The organism is Lentzea sp. NPDC058450, from assembly GCF_042721395.1.
In the GTDB taxonomy this organism is placed as follows: domain Bacteria; phylum Actinomycetota; class Actinomycetes; order Mycobacteriales; family Pseudonocardiaceae; genus Lentzea.
Genome location: NZ_JBHXLO010000019.1, coordinates 38,033 through 54,531, shown reverse-complemented (window position 1 = coordinate 54,531; position 16,499 = coordinate 38,033). Strand labels below are relative to the sequence as shown.

15 protein-coding genes are annotated in these 16,499 nt (G+C 69.3%); 10 read left to right on the top strand and 5 right to left on the bottom strand.

Features of this window, described 5'->3' with window-relative positions; translation table 11 throughout:
• The first annotated feature begins 1 nt into the window (after window position 1).
• The gene (locus tag ACFWNN_RS27305; RefSeq protein ID WP_382442779.1) at window positions 2–748 is read left to right on the top strand and encodes a GntR family transcriptional regulator; all 747 of its coding nucleotides are present in this window, start codon (window positions 2–4) and stop codon (window positions 746–748) included.
• Window positions 745–1,413 carry a phosphonatase-like hydrolase gene (locus ACFWNN_RS27300; RefSeq protein WP_382442778.1) on the top strand — a complete coding sequence of 223 codons (669 nt, stop codon included), beginning with the start codon at window positions 745–747 and terminating at the stop codon, window positions 1,411–1,413. Before ACFWNN_RS27305 ends, ACFWNN_RS27300 begins: the two co-directional genes overlap by 4 nt.
• Here the strand turns inward: ACFWNN_RS27300 and ACFWNN_RS27295 are convergent.
• The gene (locus ACFWNN_RS27295) at window positions 1,387–1,812 is read right to left on the bottom strand and encodes a hypothetical protein (RefSeq protein ID WP_382442777.1); all 426 of its coding nucleotides are present in this window, start codon (window positions 1,810–1,812) and stop codon (window positions 1,387–1,389) included. The two genes, ACFWNN_RS27300 and ACFWNN_RS27295, sit on opposite strands and share 27 nt — an antisense overlap.
• Window positions 1,812–3,452 (bottom strand): DNA repair helicase XPB, encoded by a 1,641-nt coding sequence (locus tag ACFWNN_RS27290; protein WP_382442776.1) that lies wholly within the window; start codon window positions 3,450–3,452, stop codon window positions 1,812–1,814. Before ACFWNN_RS27290 ends, ACFWNN_RS27295 begins: the two co-directional genes overlap by 1 nt.
• A 109-nt stretch (window positions 3,453–3,561) precedes the next feature.
• Between ACFWNN_RS27290 and ACFWNN_RS27285 the strand changes: the two genes are divergently transcribed.
• The 4 genes from ACFWNN_RS27285 (at window position 3,562) to ACFWNN_RS27270 (ending at window position 6,438) form a co-directional block, all read left to right on the top strand.
• Window positions 3,562–4,143 (top strand): hypothetical protein, encoded by a 582-nt coding sequence (locus ACFWNN_RS27285; protein WP_382442775.1) that lies wholly within the window; start codon window positions 3,562–3,564, stop codon window positions 4,141–4,143.
• A 50-nt stretch (window positions 4,144–4,193) separates the two neighbouring features.
• Window positions 4,194–4,676 (top strand): hypothetical protein, encoded by a 483-nt coding sequence (locus tag ACFWNN_RS27280; protein WP_382442774.1) that lies wholly within the window; start codon window positions 4,194–4,196, stop codon window positions 4,674–4,676.
• A gap of 314 nt (window positions 4,677–4,990) precedes the next feature.
• On the top strand, window positions 4,991–5,542 hold the full coding sequence (locus tag ACFWNN_RS27275) for a hypothetical protein (protein ID WP_382442773.1): 552 nt from the start codon (window positions 4,991–4,993) through the stop codon (window positions 5,540–5,542).
• 83 nt (window positions 5,543–5,625) lie between these two features.
• A complete protein-coding gene (locus tag ACFWNN_RS27270; RefSeq protein ID WP_382442772.1) occupies window positions 5,626–6,438 on the top strand; it encodes a hypothetical protein in 813 nt (270 codons plus the stop codon).
• Between the two features lie 58 nt (window positions 6,439–6,496).
• Here the strand turns inward: ACFWNN_RS27270 and ACFWNN_RS27265 are convergent, their stop codons facing one another.
• Entirely contained in the window at window positions 6,497–7,474 is a 978-nt protein-coding gene (locus ACFWNN_RS27265) for an ABC transporter substrate-binding protein (protein WP_382442771.1), read from the bottom strand.
• A 484-nt stretch (window positions 7,475–7,958) separates the two neighbouring features.
• Between ACFWNN_RS27265 and ACFWNN_RS27260 the strand changes: the two genes are divergently transcribed.
• The 4 genes from ACFWNN_RS27260 (at window position 7,959) to ACFWNN_RS27245 (ending at window position 13,124) form a co-directional block, all read left to right on the top strand.
• On the top strand, window positions 7,959–11,297 hold the full coding sequence (locus tag ACFWNN_RS27260; protein WP_382442770.1) for a nitrate- and nitrite sensing domain-containing protein: 3,339 nt from the start codon (window positions 7,959–7,961) through the stop codon (window positions 11,295–11,297).
• Window positions 11,294–11,713, top strand: coding sequence for a roadblock/LC7 domain-containing protein (locus ACFWNN_RS27255; RefSeq protein WP_030470879.1), 420 nt, complete (start codon window positions 11,294–11,296; stop codon window positions 11,711–11,713). Before ACFWNN_RS27260 ends, ACFWNN_RS27255 begins: the two co-directional genes overlap by 4 nt.
• Window positions 11,714–11,914: 201 nt before the next feature.
• A complete protein-coding gene (locus ACFWNN_RS27250; RefSeq protein ID WP_382442769.1) occupies window positions 11,915–12,538 on the top strand; it encodes a DUF742 domain-containing protein in 624 nt (207 codons plus the stop codon).
• Window positions 12,519–13,124 (top strand): ATP/GTP-binding protein, encoded by a 606-nt coding sequence (locus ACFWNN_RS27245; RefSeq protein WP_093605474.1) that lies wholly within the window; start codon window positions 12,519–12,521, stop codon window positions 13,122–13,124. The genes ACFWNN_RS27250 and ACFWNN_RS27245 overlap by 20 nt, the downstream gene beginning before the upstream one ends.
• Before the next feature lie 142 nt (window positions 13,125–13,266).
• On the opposite strand, the gene ACFWNN_RS27240 is transcribed toward ACFWNN_RS27245, so the two are convergent.
• Both ACFWNN_RS27240 and ACFWNN_RS27235 read right to left on the bottom strand, forming a co-directional pair.
• A complete protein-coding gene (locus tag ACFWNN_RS27240) occupies window positions 13,267–14,082 on the bottom strand; it encodes a hypothetical protein (RefSeq protein ID WP_382442768.1) in 816 nt (271 codons plus the stop codon).
• A gap of 121 nt (window positions 14,083–14,203) precedes the next feature.
• Window positions 14,204–16,450, bottom strand: a complete 2,247-nt coding sequence (locus ACFWNN_RS27235) for a helicase-associated domain-containing protein (RefSeq protein ID WP_382442767.1) — start codon at window positions 16,448–16,450, stop codon at window positions 14,204–14,206.
• Window positions 16,451–16,499: the final 49 nt, after the last annotated feature.

The window sequence follows — 16,499 nt, the reverse complement described above, 5'->3', positions numbered from 1 at the left end:
CATGGAGACGCCCCTGCACGAGCGGATCGCCGCCGACCTGCGCCGACGAATCGCGTCCGGTGAGCTCGAAGTCGGGGCCGCGGTGCCGTCCGAGTCGCAGCTGTGCGCGCAGTGGAACGCCTCGCGCGCGCCGGTCCGGCAGGCGCTCACGACGCTGCGGGCCGAGGGCATGATCGGCGGCGGCCGCGGCAAGCCCGCGGTGGTGCGCCGGCACACGTTGTCGCAGCCGTTCGAGACGTTCCTGTCGTTCTCCAGCTGGGCCGCGGGCCTCGGCCACACACCGGGCCAGAAGACCCTCGAGATCGCGCGCAGGCCGGCGGACCAGGACATCGCCGACGCGCTGCAACTCGACGAGGGCACTCCGGTCGTGCAGCTGCTGAGGCAACGCCTGATCGACGGCAGGCCGACGATGCTGGAGCGCACCACGTTCGTCGAGCCGGTCGGCAGGTTGCTGTTCGACTTCGACTGCGACAGCGGCTCGCTCTACGCCCACCTGGCGGAGCAGGGCGTCGACATGACCGTTGCGAGCCACCAGATCGACGCGGTGGCGGCGAACGAGACCGACGCCGAGCTGCTCGAAATCCCGGTGGGAGCGCCACTTCTGCGGGAGCGGCGCAGGGCGTCCGGAGTGGACGGACGACCCGTCGAGTACTCCGACGACCGGTACCGGCCCGACATGGTCAGCTTTTCGATCGAGAACTCCCAGCAGGCGCACCCGGCCCTGCTGCGGGACTGGAGGGCCTCGTGAACACCGCAACGCAGGTCGACCTGGTGGTGCTGGACATCGCCGGCACGACGGTCGAGGAGCACGGACTGGTCTACAAAGCGTTGGCGGACACCGTGATCGCGGCAGGCGGCGACGCGACGAACATCGGCAACTGGATGGGCGCCGACAAGTACGAAGCCATCTCCAGCTTGCTCGGCAGAGAACACGTCGACGCCGAGTTCCAGGACTTCCACGAACGGCTCGCCAAGTACTACGCCGAAACGCCGCCGACGCCCATCGACGGCGTGCCGGAAGCGCTCAAGCGGTTGCGGGACAACGGCATCAAGGTGGCGCTGACCACCGGCTTCGACCGCCCGATCGTCGACGGCCTGCTCGACGTCCTCAACTGGCGGAACGACGTCCTCGACGCGGTCGTCACGGTCGACGACGTCAAGGCGGGCCGGCCGGCGCCGTACATGATCCACAAGGCGATGGAGCTGACCGGCACCAGGAACGTCCGGCGCGTGCTGACGGCCGGCGACACCACGAGGGACCTGGAAGCCGGCATGAACGCGGGCGCGAGGTTCGTGGTCGGTGTGCTCAGCGGCAGCCAGACCAGGGAGGAACTGGCCCGACAGGAGCACACCCACCTGCTGAACAGCGTCGCCGAGATCCCGCGGCTAGTCCAGGGCGGCGGTGTGGCGTAGCTGCTCCGGCGACGGAGACGTGACGAGCACGCGCAGGGCGTCGGCGAACTGGTCGAAGCGGCGGTCGAACTCGGCCAGCTCCCGGGACGGTTCCGCCACCAGTGCCGCACGCCCGGCGCGCGGCACGGCGGTCGCCAGGGCGTCCCGCACGGGCTGGGACCGGCGCAACGCCACCAGCAACGTCCACAGCCGCTGCTCGACCAGCGCCACCTGCGCCGGATCCCCGGCGACCTGCAGGAAGTCCGACCGCACGGCCGAAGCCCGGCGGCGCTGGACGGGACAGGTGAAGTCCGCGGAGCGGACGACCTGGGACGCAGGTGCGGAGGAAGCCAGCGACTCCTCCGACCGGAAACGGCGCGACGGCACCGTTCCGGCCGGGTCCCACATCCACCAGGTCATCAGCCGACCAGGTCGTCCGCGTCGACGATCTTGTACGCGTAGCCCTGCTCGGCCAGGAACCGCTGCCGGTGCGCCGCGTAGTCGGTGTCCAGCGTGTCGCGCGCGACGACCGAGTAGAAGTGCGCCTGCCGCCCGTCGCCCTTGGGACGCAGGATGCGGCCGAGGCGCTGGGCCTCTTCCTGGCGCGAGCCGAACGTGCCGGACACCTGGATCGCGACGGACGCCTCGGGCAGGTCGATCGAGAAGTTCGCGACCTTCGAGACCACCAGCGTCCGCAGCTCACCGCGCCGGAACTGGTCGAACAACTCCTCGCGCTCCTTGTTGCGAGTAGACCCCTTGATCACCGGTGCCCCCAGTTCCTCGCCCAGCTCGTCGAGCTGGTCCAGGTAAGCACCGATCACGAGAGTCGGCTCGTCGGGATGCTGTTCCAGCACCCGGCGGACCACCGGGATCTTGGTCCGGGCCGTCGAGCAGAGCTTGTAGCGCTCCTCGGGCTCGGCCGTCGCGTACTGCAGGCGCTCGTTGTCCGTCAGCGTCACGCGGACCTCGGTGCACTCGGCGGGCGCGATCCAGCCCTGCGCCTCGATGTCGCGCCACGGCACGTCGTACCGCTTCGGCCCGATCAACGAGAAGACGTCGCCTTCCTGCCCGTCCTCGCGCACCAGCGTCGCGGTGAGCCCCAGCCGGCGGCGGCTCTGCAGGTCGGCGGTCATCCGGAACACCGGCGCCGGCAGCAGGTGGACCTCGTCGTAGACGATCAGGCCCCAGTCGCGCGAGTCGAACAGCTCCAGGTGCTTGTACTCGCCCTTCGACTTGCGGGTGATCACCTGGTAGGTCGCGATCGTGACCGGCCGGATCTCCTTGCGCTCACCCGAGTACTCGCCGATCTCCTCCTCGGTGAGCGACGTGCGGGCGATCAGCTCGCGCTTCCACTGGCGCCCGGCCACGGTGTTCGTGACGAGGATCAGCGTGGTCGCCTGCGCCTCGGCCATCGCCGCCGCGCCGACCAGCGTCTTGCCCGCGCCGCACGGCAGCACGACGACGCCGGAGCCGCCCGCCCAGAACGCCTGGGCGGCGAGCCGCTGGTAGTCGCGCAGCTTCCAGCCGTTCTCCTCCAGCTCGATCGGGTGCGCCTCGCCGTCGACGTACCCGGCGTGGTCCTCGGCCGGCCAGCCGACCTTGAGCAGCAGTTGCTTGAGCCGCCCGCGCTCGCTCGGGTGCACGATGACGGTGTCGTCGTCGATGCGGGCGCCGAACATCGGCGCGACCTTCTTGTTGCGCAGGACCTCCTCGAGGACCGCGCGGTCGGTGGAGTGCAGCACCAGCCCGTGGGCGGGGTTGTTGGTGAGCACCAGCCGGCCGAACCGGCTCATCGTGTCGACCACGTCCACCAGCAGCGGCTGCGGCACCGGGTAGCGGCTGAACCGCACCAGGGCGTCCACCACCTGCTCGGCGTCGTGGCCGGCCGCGCGCGCGTTCCACAGCGCCAGCGGCGTCACGCGGTACGTGTGCACGTGCTCGGGGGCACGCTCCAGCTCGGCGAACGGCGCGATGGACGTGCGCGCTTCGTCGGCGAGCGGGTGGTCGACCTCGAGCAGCAGCGTCTTGTCCGACTGGACGATCAAAGGGCCATCGGTCACGCCCACAAGTCTCCCTGACGACGCCAAATGCGTTCGACCTGCGTCAATTGGCGACGACAAGTGTGAGGCGACACACGAAGCCAACACGTCGTGTCGTACGTTCTCGCCCATGAGCACCGAGTCGACTGATCCCGTCGAGCCTTCGGCCGTGGTGAACCCCGCGGAGGAGCCCGAGACCGACGAGTCGCCCAAGAAGAACAGCTGGCTGAAGTTCGCCATCGTCGGCGTCCTGGCGATCGTGCTGGTCGGCGGTGGGGTCTGGGCCCTGACCGCGCTCAACACCACCGGCGTAGGCGACTGCGTGAGCGCCTCGCCGAAGGACGTGGACAAGCCGGACGGTGACTGGAACATCTCCTCGGAGGGCTGCGACAGCACCTCGGCCACGCACCGCGTCGCCTCGCTGCTGAACAACCCCGAGGACCCCTGCCCGGCCGAGGGCATCTACGAGCCGGTGAAGGACGGCAGCAAGACGATGTGCTTGATGCCGAACCTCGCCGAAGGCAACTGCTACACCTCCGGTGACGACGGCGCCTTCAAGAAGGAGGCGTGCACGACCGAGTCGCCGGTCAAGATCGTGAAGAAGGTCGACGGCCTGCCCGAGGAGGGCACGGTGTGTCCCGAGGGGTCGAGCGAGCTGCGGTTCAGCGAGCCCGCCTCGGTCTACTGCATGGGCGTGCACGAAGGCTCCTGATCGGGTGAACTCGGTTGAGTTCGACCCCGTGTGACGCCGATACCCAGGCCATGAAGAAGGTCGGCCTGGGTATCGCTGTCGTGTTCGCGCTCGTCCTGCTCGGCGGCTTCGTGGTGAGCCAGCTCGGCGACGTGGCGAAGGCGGCGCGCGCGGGCGACTGCGCGCGGATCTCCGGCGCGCTCGACAACCCGACCTACGAGGCCCTCGACTGCGGCTCCGAGCAGGCGAACGTCAAGATCGCCAAGGTCCTGCAGTGGAACGAGAAGGCCTGCCCCTCCGGCGGCATGGACTACTCGACGTACACCGGCGACGCCACGCTGTGCCTGATGCCGAACTTCGTCGAGGGCGCCTGCTACGGCCAGAGCCCCGAGACCGGCATCGCCAAGGTCGACTGCACCACCAGGGACTCGGTGAAGGTCGCCAAGGTCGTCTCCGGCAAGGCCGACGGCGCCGCCTGCGGTGACCAGCGCGCGGCCGTCTTCCCGGAGCCCGCCGTCACGTTCTGCCTGGAGCGCGGCGACCAGCGGCAGTGATCTTGCGGCAATCCGCTCCGAAGTCGACCGTCCACGTGGGACGCTGCGCGGCGTGATCCTCGACGAGCCGCCCGCGCCCAGGAAGAGCCTCCGCAGGCGGGTGCTGCCCTACGTCCTCACGCTGCTCGTCGCGGCCGTCGTCATCTACGGACTCTCCGTGCTCGTCCACTGACGGTCAGCCCTTCAGCTGATCCAACCAGTCGTAACGTTTCCGTAAAGCCTGAGCGCTTTGCGGCGCTGCGTGGCACTCTCTGCTCCGGCTGTGTCGGGGGGCATGGGCCGTCTGGGGTATTGGGACAGATGAAGGAACCGCAATGAGCACGACTGAAGCCGCTTCGCCCGCGCCGGAACCCACCAAGGAGTCCGCGCCGAAGAAGTCGGGTATCGGCAAGAAGATCCTGACCTACGTCGTCGGCCTGATCGTCGTCGGTGGCGCGTTCTACGCGTTCAACTACTTCACCAGCGACGTCGCGCAGGCGAAGGTCGGGGACTGCGCTGTCGTCTCCGGCACGTCGGCCAGCCCGGAGTACAAGCCGGTCGACTGCGCGTCGGCCGAGGCGAACTACACCATCGGCAAGGCCGGCAGCACCAGCGAAGTCTGCGACCCCGCGTACGACGAGTACACGCAGACGCAGCGCCGGGGCCCGAAGACGAAGCTCTGCCTCGCGCCGATCTACGCCGAGGGCAAGTGCTACGGCGACAACGTCGGCGGTGTCGGCGCGAAGGTCGTCGAGTGCACCGAGTCGGCCGCCTTCAAGGTGACGAAGGTCGTCAAGGACTCCGCCGCACCGCAGTGCGCCGAGGGCGAGGAGGCGCGTTCCTACGCCGCCGCGAAGCTCCAGTACTGCGTTGGCGCACCCGTCTAAAGGCTTGAACCAGCGAAACCGGAGTCGTGTGACCACGGCTCCGGTTTCGCTGTCTTTCGCGTGACCCGTCCGAGAGGAATCCAGTGACCGACCCCAACCACCCCCAGCAGCCAGGGCCCTACGGGCCGCCTCCCGGTGGACAGCCGCAGCAGCCGTACGGCCAGCAGCCCGGTCAGCCGGGCCCCTACGGCCCGCCGCCCCAGCAGCCCTACCCAGGCCAGCCGGGTGACCCGTACGCCCAGCAGCAGCCCTACCCGGGCCAGCCCGGACAGCCCGGTCCGTACGGCCCGCCGCCGCCCGGGATGCCCGGTCAGCCGATGCCCTACGGCGCGATGCCGCCGAAGAAGAAGGGCAAGGCCGGCAAGATCATCGGCTCGATCGTCAGCTTCGTCGTGCTCGCCGGCATCGTCATCGTGGTGAAGATGGCGGTCAGCGGTGGCCTCGGCGCCCTCACCGAGCCGTCGGCCAAGCCCGGCGACTGCGCGAGCGTCACCGGCACGACCTTCAGCCCGAAGTACAAGAAGGTCGACTGCTCCTCGCCCGAGGCGAACTACTTCATCGCCAAGGCCATGAACTCCACGTCGGAGGCGTGCCCGAGCGAGGACTACGCCGAGTACACCGAGTCCGGCCGCCGCAGCTCGTCGCTCAAGCTCTGCCTCGTCGAGAAGCTCGAAGAGGGCAAGTGCTACGAGGAAGAGCTCGTGAAGATGAACATGGAGGGCATGAAGCCCGTCGACTGCTCGAAGGGCGGCAACGAATTCGCCGTCCAGAAGATCTTCAAGATCGAGAAGGTCGTGCGCGAGGGGAACGCCACCTGCGCCACCGGTGAGCCCATTTCGTACGCCGAACCGGCGCCGGGCATCACTTACTGCATCACGGCGCTCGGCGGACAGTGACCGAAAGCGAATAGGCGGGCCGGTATTCCGGCCCGCCTATTCGCATGCCCGAAGGCAACTAATTCGTGGTGCCAGGCGGTAGCAGCTGCTGCACGTCGAGGCGCCCGGACAGGACGTCCTCGGTGTCCATCATGTCGGCGACGCGCTGGAGCCGGATCGGGTTCAGCGACAGCGGGAACGTGCCCACGGACACGAGGGCCGCCGTCGGTGCGTCCACGTCGGCGTAGCTGGTCAGCGAGTCCTGCACGGCCAGCTTGTTGGCCTGCGCGCGCTGCTGCGCCTCCCGCAGCACCTCCCGGAACAGCTTCATCGTCTTCGGGTTCTCCTCGGCGAACTTCTTCGACGAGGCGTACCCGGACATCGGGAAGTCGAGTGTCGGGCCGCGCGCGGTGTCGGTGACGATCTTCGCGCCGATCTTGCGCTGCGCCTTCGTGATGAAGGGTTCGATCATGAACGCCGCGTCGACGGTGCCGCTGGTCAGCGCGTTCTCCATGTCCGCGAACGGCATGGAGGTGAACTTGATCTTCTGCTTCTCGACCGCGGCGGTGTCCAGCACGGCACGCGTGGTGAGCGCGCCGATGTCGGTGTCGCTGTTCACGGCGATGCGCGGCGCGTCCTTCTTGCCCGGGTCGTCGTAGTCCGATCCGGCGGCCGCGACCAGCGCCATCGAGTTGGGGCCGGCCTGGTAGGCCTCGCCCTGCAGCTGGAGCTCGGTGCCCTCGGCGACCGCGCGGAAGATGCTGACGTGCGTCGCCCACGTGAGGTCGAGCGTCGTGCCCAGCTGCTTGATGGCCTCTGCCTCGCTGGGCTGCGTGACCAGGTTGACCTGCAGTCCGGCCTTCTCGAACAGCTTCTCGGTCAGCGCGATCCGCAACGGGGCGACGTCGACGACCGGCAGCACGCCGATGCGCAGGACGTTGCGCTCGATGTCCGCGTTCGCGCCGTCCGACGAACCTCCGAACAGGCCGCAGCTCGCGGTCAGAACACACGTGGTGAGCACTGCGACAAGCCGCAGAGCTGTGGCTCGGGTAGCCATGGCACCTCTCGCCGGTAGGGCTTGGGTAGCTTCGAATTGATCAGTGAGTGTCGCCACAGACCAGGGTGTCCGCAGCGCGAACTGCGCGTTCGGACGGACATGGGGTGTGCCGACAACCGGGGATGTTAACCACCTGAACGTATGAAACGACACCCCATCTCGATACGGTGAGTGCTTCTGGAGACTTCCCCAACACAGGGGGTGCCCATTACTCTTCCGGCTCGGGTGGCACCGGTTGTAGTAGACCGACGTGTCTTCAGACGGGGTAGGGCGCCTCACCGGGCGAACGACCTCTGTGCTGCAATTCGGCCCGTTTGACGAGTCCATGCTCGGTCCTGGGGAGAGACCGGGACACTGCTGCTGGAAGAGGAAGCCCAGAGTGGCCCGACGTGAGAGAGGTCCCAGCCAGTTTGGCGTGGGTGACACCACACGCTCCGAAAGGCCCGAATCGGGTGACGGACTGGCTGCGCTGGGTGACGGACCGATGACCGTGACACCGGAGCCGGTGAAGCACGACGTCGGTACCGGAGCCGGTGCCGGATCTGCCCGATCCGCGGGCTGGCGCCTGCGCAACTGGCGGTTGCGCACGAAGCTGCTCGCCGTTCTGCTCATCCCGACGGTCTGTGCGCTCGCCCTGGGTGGTCTGCGCGTGCGCACCGACCTCCAGGCCGCGACGGAGTTCAACAACCTCGCGAACCAGATCCGCCTCGAGACCGCCGTCGCGGACCTGGTGCAGCAGCTGCAGCGCGAACGCGACCTGTCGGTCAGCTACGTCGCGTCGAACAAGAGGGTCGACAGGGTCGTCCTCGAACGCCAGCTGCGCCGCGTGAACGACACCACCGAGGCGTTCAGCAATCGCATCGCCGAGCTCAGCTCCGACCTGAACTCGACCGCCGTCGAGCGCTTCCAGGTCGCCGCGAAGCAGCTCGACCGCCTGAACAGCCTCCGCAACTCGGTCCGGGACACGCAGTACCCCGCCGAGGCCGTCCAGCGGACCTACTCGGAGTCGATCGAGACGCTCATCGGCCTCGGTGAGCAGACGATCGCCGAGATCAGCGACCCGGAACTGGTGCGACTGCACCTGACCACGAACGCCATCGCGCGCATCAAGGAGCAGGAGTCGCTCAAGCGGGCGATCCTCCTGGACGTCTTCCAGCGCAAGGCGTTCACACCGTCCCAGCTGCGCTCCCTGCAGGCAGCGGACGCCGAGCTCGGCGCGGCCCGCAACGACTTCCGCAAGTCCGCGACGCCCGAGCAGGCCAAGATCTACGACGACACCGTCACCGGCCTGATCGTCGACAACGCGAACGACATGCAGGAATCGGCGATCAACGCGCAGGCCAGCCAGAAGGCCTTCACGCAGGTCACGCCCGAGAAGTGGGACATCGCCGCCACGCTGACGGTCAACCTGACGCGCGACGTCGAGAACCTGCTCGTCGAGCAGCTCCAGACCAAGACCGACCAGCTGGCCGCGGACACCCGCACCAGGGCGTACGTCGAGTCCGGCCTCGTGCTCGCGATCCTCGCGCTCGCGTTGCTCATGGCGCTGTTCGTCGCCCGCTCGATCCTGAACCCGCTGCGCACGCTGCGCCGCACCGCCCTCGACGTCGCCGACCACGGGCTCCCCGACGCGGTCGAACGGATCCTCGCGGACCCGAACCCGGAGGACGCGGCCAAGACCGCCGTCGAGCCGGTGCCGGTGCACACGCGGGAAGAGGTCGGCCAAGTGGCGCGCGCGTTCGACGCGGTGCACGGTGAAGCGGTGCGACTGGCCGCCCAGCAGGCCCTCCTGCGTGACAACGTCAACGCGATGTTCGTCAACCTGTCCCGCCGCTCTCAGGCCCTGGTCGAGCGCCAGCTGAACCTGATCGACCGGCTGGAGCAGGACGAGCAGGACCCGGACCAGCTGGCCTCGCTGTTCGAGCTGGACCACCTCGCGACCCGCATGCGCCGCAACTCGGAGAACCTCCTGGTCCTCTCCGGTACGGACCTCTCGCGTCGCCTGACCCGGCCCGTCCCGGCCGCCGAGGTCCTCGGCGCCGCGGTCTCCGAGGTCGAGCAGTACGCCCGCGTGCAGGTCGGCCAGACCCCGGACCTCACCGTCCAGGGTCGCGCGGTCAACGACCTCGTGCACCTCATCGCCGAGCTGCTGGACAACGCCACGGCGTTCTCCGACCCGGTCACCAAGGTCACCGTTCGCACGGCCAAGACCCGCAAGGGCGAGCTGGCGATCGAGATCCAGGACCGCGGCGTGGGCATGGGCGACCAGGAGATCATCGACGCCAACGAGCGTCTGGCCGACCCGCCGGACGTCGACGTCGCCGTCTCCCGCCGAATGGGCCTGTACGTGGTCGCGCGGCTCGCCAAGCGCCACGACATCAAGGTCCGCCTGCGCGGCAACGAGGACATCGAGGGCGGCACGACGGCACTGGTGATCGTGCCGGAGACGCTCATCGCGATCCCCGGTCAGGCACCGACCTCGACCCCGCCGTCCGGTTCCGGTGGGCTGGCGTCCGCGTTCGGCATGTCGCCGACCGCGTCGTCGCCCGCGATGCAGCCGGTGCCGCTGGCTCCGGCCGAGCACACGACCGAGATCGGCACCACCGCGACGAGGGCCAGCGGCATCGCCGGCGCGTTCGGCGGGTCGACGGGCATGCAGCCGCGGATCGACGAGTCGAGCCCGAGCAACCCCGGCATCCCGGTCAACTTCGTCCCGAGCGGCATCACCGACACCGGTGCGGGCGCGACGGCGATCCCGGTCTACCAGGACCCGCCGCCCGTCGAGGACGTGACGCCCTCGGAGCGGTGGCGGCGCGACCAGCTGGCCGCGGTGGAGCCCGAAGGCGCGTTCGGAGAGCCCACGCTCTTCACGGCCTACGAGGACCGCAACGAAGAGGCCGGCGAGATCTCCTTCGAGCCCGGCTACGAGACCACGCAGTTCGTGCCGATCCCCCCGATCGACGACGACCGAGCCTCGACCAACGGCGTGTCGCACGCCTCGGCCGACGAGGGTCGTCTCGACATCGGGATGGGCCACCGCAACGGCTCGTCCAGCAAGAAGGTCGAGCACGACCTGGACGCCCCGACCGAACGCCTCCCGATCTACGAGGCCGTCCTGTCGCAGTGGTTCCAGGCCGTGGGCAGTGAGACGTCCGCGTCGGCCGCTCAGCCGGTCCGTGCGGCCGCGGAGGACGACGCGCCCGCCACCACCAACGGACACGTCGAGTCGAGGCTCGGCGGGACCGACAAGGGTGCGGTCGAGTACATCGACGAGCCGCCGACCGTCCCGCCGCTCTCGGACGGGCCGGAACCGGAGCTCCCGACCCGTTCCCGCAAGCCTGTACCGGCGGTGGCACCCACCACCACGTCGGCCGCTGGTCTTCCGGTGCGCACGCCGCGCTCGAAGGTCCAGCCGGCGGTCGAAGAAGTACCCGCACCCGCCGAGCAGGAGCGAGTTGTGGAACCGGAGCCCGTTGTGGAGGAGACTCCAGCGGCGGCATCCACTTCCGAGTCGGCCTGGCAATCGCCTGCCGATGAGGGATGGCACGCGGCTCAGGCGTTGTTGAACAAGACGCCGGAGACGAAGACCACGGCAGGATTGCCGAAACGGACACCGAAGGCTCAGCTCGTGCCAGGATCTGCTGCACCCAAGCCGCAGTCCCTGACATCGACAGCGCAGCGCCCGCCGCTGCCGCCCCGTACCGCCGACGCGGTGCGCGGACGGATGTCGAGCCTGCAGAGTGGTGTCAAGCGAGGCCGGCACGCATTGATCGAGGCATACGCTGGTGACCAGTCGAGCCGGCAGAACGAGGAGCAGGAGTGACGACCGCAGCGCAGCCAGGCAGCTTTGGTTGGCTTATCACCGACTTCGTGCGGAGGGTGCCCGGTGTGGCACATTCCGTTGTGGTGTCCGCGGACGGGCTGTTGCTCGCCGGTTCCCAGGGCTTGCCCCGGGACCGCGCAGAACAGCTTTCCGCGGTCGCGTCCGGACTGGTCAGCCTCACCCAGGGTGCTGCCCGCTGCTTCGAAGCAGGCGGGGTCAACCAGACGGTCGTCGAGATGGAGCGGGGTTACCTGTTCCTCATGTCGATCAGTGACGGCTCTTGTCTTGCCGTCCTGGCGGCACCCAACTGCGACATCGGCCTCGTGGCCTACGAGATGACGCTGTTGGTGGAGAGAGTCGGTCAACAACTCACCCCTGAGCTGCGCGCGCAGCTTCAGGGCGTGGTCCGTCGCTAGACCTCATCTGAAGTTCAGGGGTGAGAACAAATGGCTGGTAGATCTGGCGCTAGAGGCCGGGGCTTCGGTAGGAACTTCAACTACCAGGAGTGGGCTTCTGGTGGGTTCCAGTTCGAAGAGCCTGATGCGATACCCCAAGAACCAGAGGAAGCCGAGGACACCCCCCACGATGAGCGGGTTACAGGGCAAGGGCTAGGCGATATGTCTCAGCGTGAGGTGGATGACTCGTCGTCGTATCCGTACGACGACGTGCCGAACAGGTTCGACATAGACGGGTACGGCACCGGGTTGTTCGGTGGACCCGGTGCGGACCTCTTCGGCCAGCACGAGATGCCGGACGCGGTGCCGGAGCAGTTGCCGTACACCACCGGTTCGCACCCGGTGTACAGCACCGGTGCGCAACCGGCCTACAACACCGGCGGGCAACCGTCGTACAGCACCGGTGCGCAGCCTTCGGTACGTCCGGAGGAGAATGCTTCTGCGGACTCGGGTTCACTGGTGCGGCCTTACACACGCACCGGTGGACGCACACGACCTGACTACGACCTTGCTATCGAGGCGCTGATCTCCACCAGCGAAAAGGGCCTCGAACGGGATGCCGCAGTTCTTCCCGAGCACAGGTCGATCTGCGGGCTGTGTGTCGACACGCGGTCGGTGGCCGAGGTCGCGGCACTCCTACGCTTGCCACTTGGCGTCGTGCGGGTGTTGATCGGCGACATGGCAAGCATGGGTTTGGTTTTGATTCACCAGGGCGGTCTGGTCGTGGGGGACCGGCCTTCCATGGAATTCCTGGAGAGGGTGCTCAGTGGGCTTCGCAAGCTCTAGTCCCCAGGGCGCCGAGGGCGCACGGAAGCCGACGACGTCTGCCAAGATCGTGGTGGCGGGTGGCTTCGGTGTGGGCAAAACGACGTTCGTCGGCTCGGTGTCCGAGATCGTCCCGTTGACCACCGAGGCGGTGATGACCGAGGCCAGCGCGGGGGTGGACGACCTCTCCGCCACGCCCAACAAGGTCACCACGACCGTCGCGATGGACTTCGGCCGCGTGTCGCTCGACAGCGACCTGATCCTGTACCTCTTCGGTACACCGGGTCAGCACCGGTTCTGGTTCATGTGGGACGACCTGGTCCGTGGTGCCATCGGCGCCATCGTCCTGGTCGACACCCGCCGCCTGGCCGACGCGTTCGCCTCGATCGACTTCTTCGACGACCGGCAGCTGCCGTACGTCGTCGGCGTCAACTGCTTCGACGGCCTCCTGCACCACAGACTGGAGGACGTGCGCGAAGCGCTGACGATCGACGAGTCGGTGCCGATCGTGACGTGCGACGCGCGGAACCGGCAGTCGACGAAGCAGACGCTCATCACGCTGGTGGAGCACGCGATGCGCCAGTGGATGTCCGTCCGCGCGGGCTGAGCTCCTTCCGCCGGAGTTCCAGCACCGCACGACAACTGAACGAGGCGAGCGCCACCTTCGGGTGCGGCGCTCGCCTCGTCGTTGCGGTCTGATTCAGTTCGGTAACGGATCCAAGCGGTCGTCCTTTCGCCGTGAGGTCCTGCTATCCGATGGTCAGCCCGATCCCGACGAAGGCACCGACGGAGACGTCACCACTGCCGAGGTCCACGTCAGCGCCTGCGCCGACACCGGCCCCGACTCCGATGTCGAGCAGACCGCTCAGCAGACCGTGGTGGTGGTGTCCGTGGTACCCGTCGTGGACGCCGACCCCGATGGTCGCGTCGACGTCCGCATCGATGTCGGCCTCGACCGCGAGGGCGGCGTCGACGTCGACGTCCGCCACCGCTTCCGCGGTGACCGCGGCCGCCGTGGCGAGAGGAGCCTCGGCGGGTGCGGCGGGCACCGGTTCGACGGTCGGCGCGGCCGGCGCGGCAGCGTGTGCGCGGCCCTCGTCCGTTTCGCTCACGTCGGCAGCGACATCTGCGTCAGCTACCACCGCGGCGTTCACGGCCGGTTCCACTTCCACGTCCGCGTCGACCGCGGCGACCACGGTCGGTTCCACTTCGACGTCCGCGTCCACCGCGGCGTCGACGTCCGCCTCGATGTCGAGATCGGACACGTAGCCGTCCACTCCGGCGCTCAGGTCCGCGTCGACCTGCGCCGCGAGTCCGAGTGCGACCTGGATGCCGCCGTTCGTCATGACGCTGATGCCGGGTCCGGTGTCGATCGCGACCTGGGCGCCGGCCGCGACGTCGAGCATGTCGACGTTGCCGCTCACCCCCACCGTCGCGTTGACGTTGTTGTCACCCAGGATCTGGATGATCGGATCGGCGTTCGCGGTGCCCGTGCCGAACGGCAGGGCGAACGCCAGGGTCGTGACGGTGGCGGCGGCTTTCACGGCCCACCGGGAGCTGACCATGTGCGAGTGACCTCCTAGGTCGATGCGGACGTGTCTCGGGTACGTCCACGTCAACCGACGCTAGGTCGCGCACTGGCCACGCAAGGGTGGTCGGGAGTTCCTACCGGGGGATGACCGACCGTCAGTCCTCGTCCACCAATGCGGCGGACGTGACGCGATGAAGAGGGAACCTGAGCACCTCTCCGTAGCTGTGGTCGTATCCCTCCAGCACGCCACCCCCGACGACGTGCGGCTCGATCACGCGCTGTGCCGCCGTGCCGTGCGAGTCGACGAACCCCACGAGCACCCGGCGCCGGGCGCGTGCGGCCTGCTGGAGCAACGACAGGGTCGCCGACGGGCCGGCGCCGAGGTTGCCGGGGACGGCCACGCGTTCACCCCGTGGTGTCGCCGCGGCGCGATCTCCGGCCCGGACCAGCCGGACGAGTTCACCCAACCGCTCGTCGGCCTGCACGGCCGGTGACGCCGGTTTTCTGGCCGTCCGCTGCCTCGGCGTGGTCCGGCGGCCACCCGGCCGCAGGTCCAGCACCTGGCCGTCGGGGCCCTCCGCGGCCGGGGCGAACCCGGCCGAGCGCAGCCCGTCCAGCACGTCGGCCAGCGGCAACGGGCTGACGATCACGGTCGGGGCGATCCGGCGCAGCTCCAGCCGGGCGGCCTCGGGGTGGGCGAGGACCTCGGTGATCAGCACCGAGTCGTCGCAGCGCAGGAACGAGCCCGCGGCGCCCCCGCGCAGCCTGCCGTGGCGGCGGGCGGCGTCGTCGATCAGGTAGCTCAGCGACTGCGGGACGGGGGTGCGCGAGCGCTGGGCGAAGAGCTCGCGCAGCTCGTCGGCGGTGCGTCCGGCGTCGAGGGCGCGGCGGACGGTGGCCTCGCTGATCCGGTAGACCGTGGCGCTGCCCGCCGACTCGACGTCCGCGACCAGCGCCATCTCGTCGGCGAGGTCGGGTTCGAGCCGGCCGGGGGCGACCACGGTGAGGTCGGCCTGCACCAGCACGTGGTCGAGCGGTTCCGGCAGGGCGTCGCCGAGGGTCTTGGCGGCGTGGCCGGGGCCTTCGTCGAGCAGCACGCGGCCCGCGGCGGTGATCGCGCCCAGGGCCAGCACGCCGACGGCGGTGCCCTCCTCGACGGTCCAGCGCACCAGCTCGTCGCGCTGCCTGCCGCCGCGTCTCGGCGCGCGCCAGCCGAGCAGCGCGGCCAGGTCGGCGGGGTTCGCGATCGCGGTGCCCTTGGGGAACGCGGCCAGCGTCTCGAGGACCCAGCGGCGGTCGCGCGGGGCCTGGGCGCGGCGGATCTCGTCCGCCAGCGGGTTGAAGAGCTTGTCCTTCTCGTCGCGGCGGCCGATCAGCGCGGGCAGCCGCGGCAGCTCCAGCCAGGCGTTCGCGAGGGTGGCCCAGCGGACCTCGGCGGTCGCGGCGAGCCACACGTCGGCCTTGGTCGTCGGCACCCACTCGGGTTCGGTGGCCTCGGTGTTCGCGGCGAGGTCGGCCCCGACGACGAGCTCGATCAGCAGCGCGGCCCGGCGTTCGTCGACGTCGAGGTCCTTGGCGGCCTTGCGCAGCTCGCGCACGCCCAGGCCGCCGGTCCGCAGCACGGGCGCGGGTTCGGCGGACCAGCTCGCGATGAGCTTCTCGACGTGCCGCACGAGCTCGAGCGCCTCACCGCCGCCGGTCGCGTCGATGCCGCTCTGGTCCAGAGTGCTGGTCTTGGGCTTCGGCTCGGTGACCTGGATCGGGCCGAGCGGCCGTTCGCCGCGGAGCGTGAGAGCGATCTCGCGGGGCAGCTCGACGGTGCCGGGGTCGCGGCGCAGCAGCAGGCCGCGCGCGAGGAGCCGTTGCACCGGGGTCTCGGCCTTCTCCAGCGGGACGACCCTGGAGGCGTCCTTGGTGTCGCCGATGGGCGGCCCGGCGGCGAGCTTCTGCAGGACCCGCTGCTCACCCTCGGAGATGCCTTCGAGGTCGTAGGTCTGCCCGGTCCGGCGGCCGAGACCGCCGGGGTGGGCGCCGAAGGCCTCGCGTGTCAGCGGCGGGACGGACAGCGCGTCGTCGTCGCCCCAGACCAGCGCCAGGGCCTTCAGTCGCGCGACCGCCTGCTTCAGCGGCTTCGGCTTGACGTCCGGGCCGAGCAGCTGTGTGGGCAACGCCACGGGCTCGGCGTCGGCGCCGTCGACCACCAGGGCCTCGAGGACGGCCAGCGTGAACGTGTCGAGGTCCTCGCAGGCGCGCGCGATCGACGCTCTCGTGCCGATCCGCGTCGCGAGGACGGACATATCGGCAGGTGGGGGCGTTGCCAGGTCAGGACGCGCGCGCAGCAGTGCGACGAGAGCAGCGTCGTCCTGGGCGCGCAGCCAGTCGGCGAGTGTGATGCCGGACATTCTCACCACGGTATATGGGCCGCTTCGGATCCCGACGTGCTCTGTCACA

What these genes read in the sequence shown, in the direction of transcription:
- ACFWNN_RS27285 (WP_382442775.1), top strand. Translation starts at nt 3,562, where the DNA reads ATGAGCACCGAGTCGACTGATCCCGTCGAGCCTTCGGCCGTGGTGAAC.
- ACFWNN_RS27280 (WP_382442774.1), top strand. Translation starts at nt 4,194, where the DNA reads ATGAAGAAGGTCGGCCTGGGTATCGCTGTCGTGTTCGCGCTCGTCCTG.
- ACFWNN_RS27275 (WP_382442773.1), top strand. Translation starts at nt 4,991, where the DNA reads ATGAGCACGACTGAAGCCGCTTCGCCCGCGCCGGAACCCACCAAGGAG.
- ACFWNN_RS27250 (WP_382442769.1), top strand. Translation starts at nt 11,915, where the DNA reads ATGTCTCAGCGTGAGGTGGATGACTCGTCGTCGTATCCGTACGACGAC.
- ACFWNN_RS27240 (WP_382442768.1), bottom strand. Translation starts at nt 14,082, where the DNA reads ATGGTCAGCTCCCGGTGGGCCGTGAAAGCCGCCGCCACCGTCACGACC.
- ACFWNN_RS27260 (WP_382442770.1), top strand. Translation starts at nt 7,959, where the DNA reads ATGACCGTGACACCGGAGCCGGTGAAGCACGACGTCGGTACCGGAGCC.
- ACFWNN_RS27235 (WP_382442767.1), bottom strand. Translation starts at nt 16,450, where the DNA reads ATGTCCGGCATCACACTCGCCGACTGGCTGCGCGCCCAGGACGACGCT.
- ACFWNN_RS27265 (WP_382442771.1), bottom strand. Translation starts at nt 7,474, where the DNA reads ATGGCTACCCGAGCCACAGCTCTGCGGCTTGTCGCAGTGCTCACCACG.
- ACFWNN_RS27305 (WP_382442779.1), top strand. Translation starts at nt 2, where the DNA reads ATGGAGACGCCCCTGCACGAGCGGATCGCCGCCGACCTGCGCCGACGA.
- ACFWNN_RS27295 (WP_382442777.1), bottom strand. Translation starts at nt 1,812, where the DNA reads ATGACCTGGTGGATGTGGGACCCGGCCGGAACGGTGCCGTCGCGCCGT.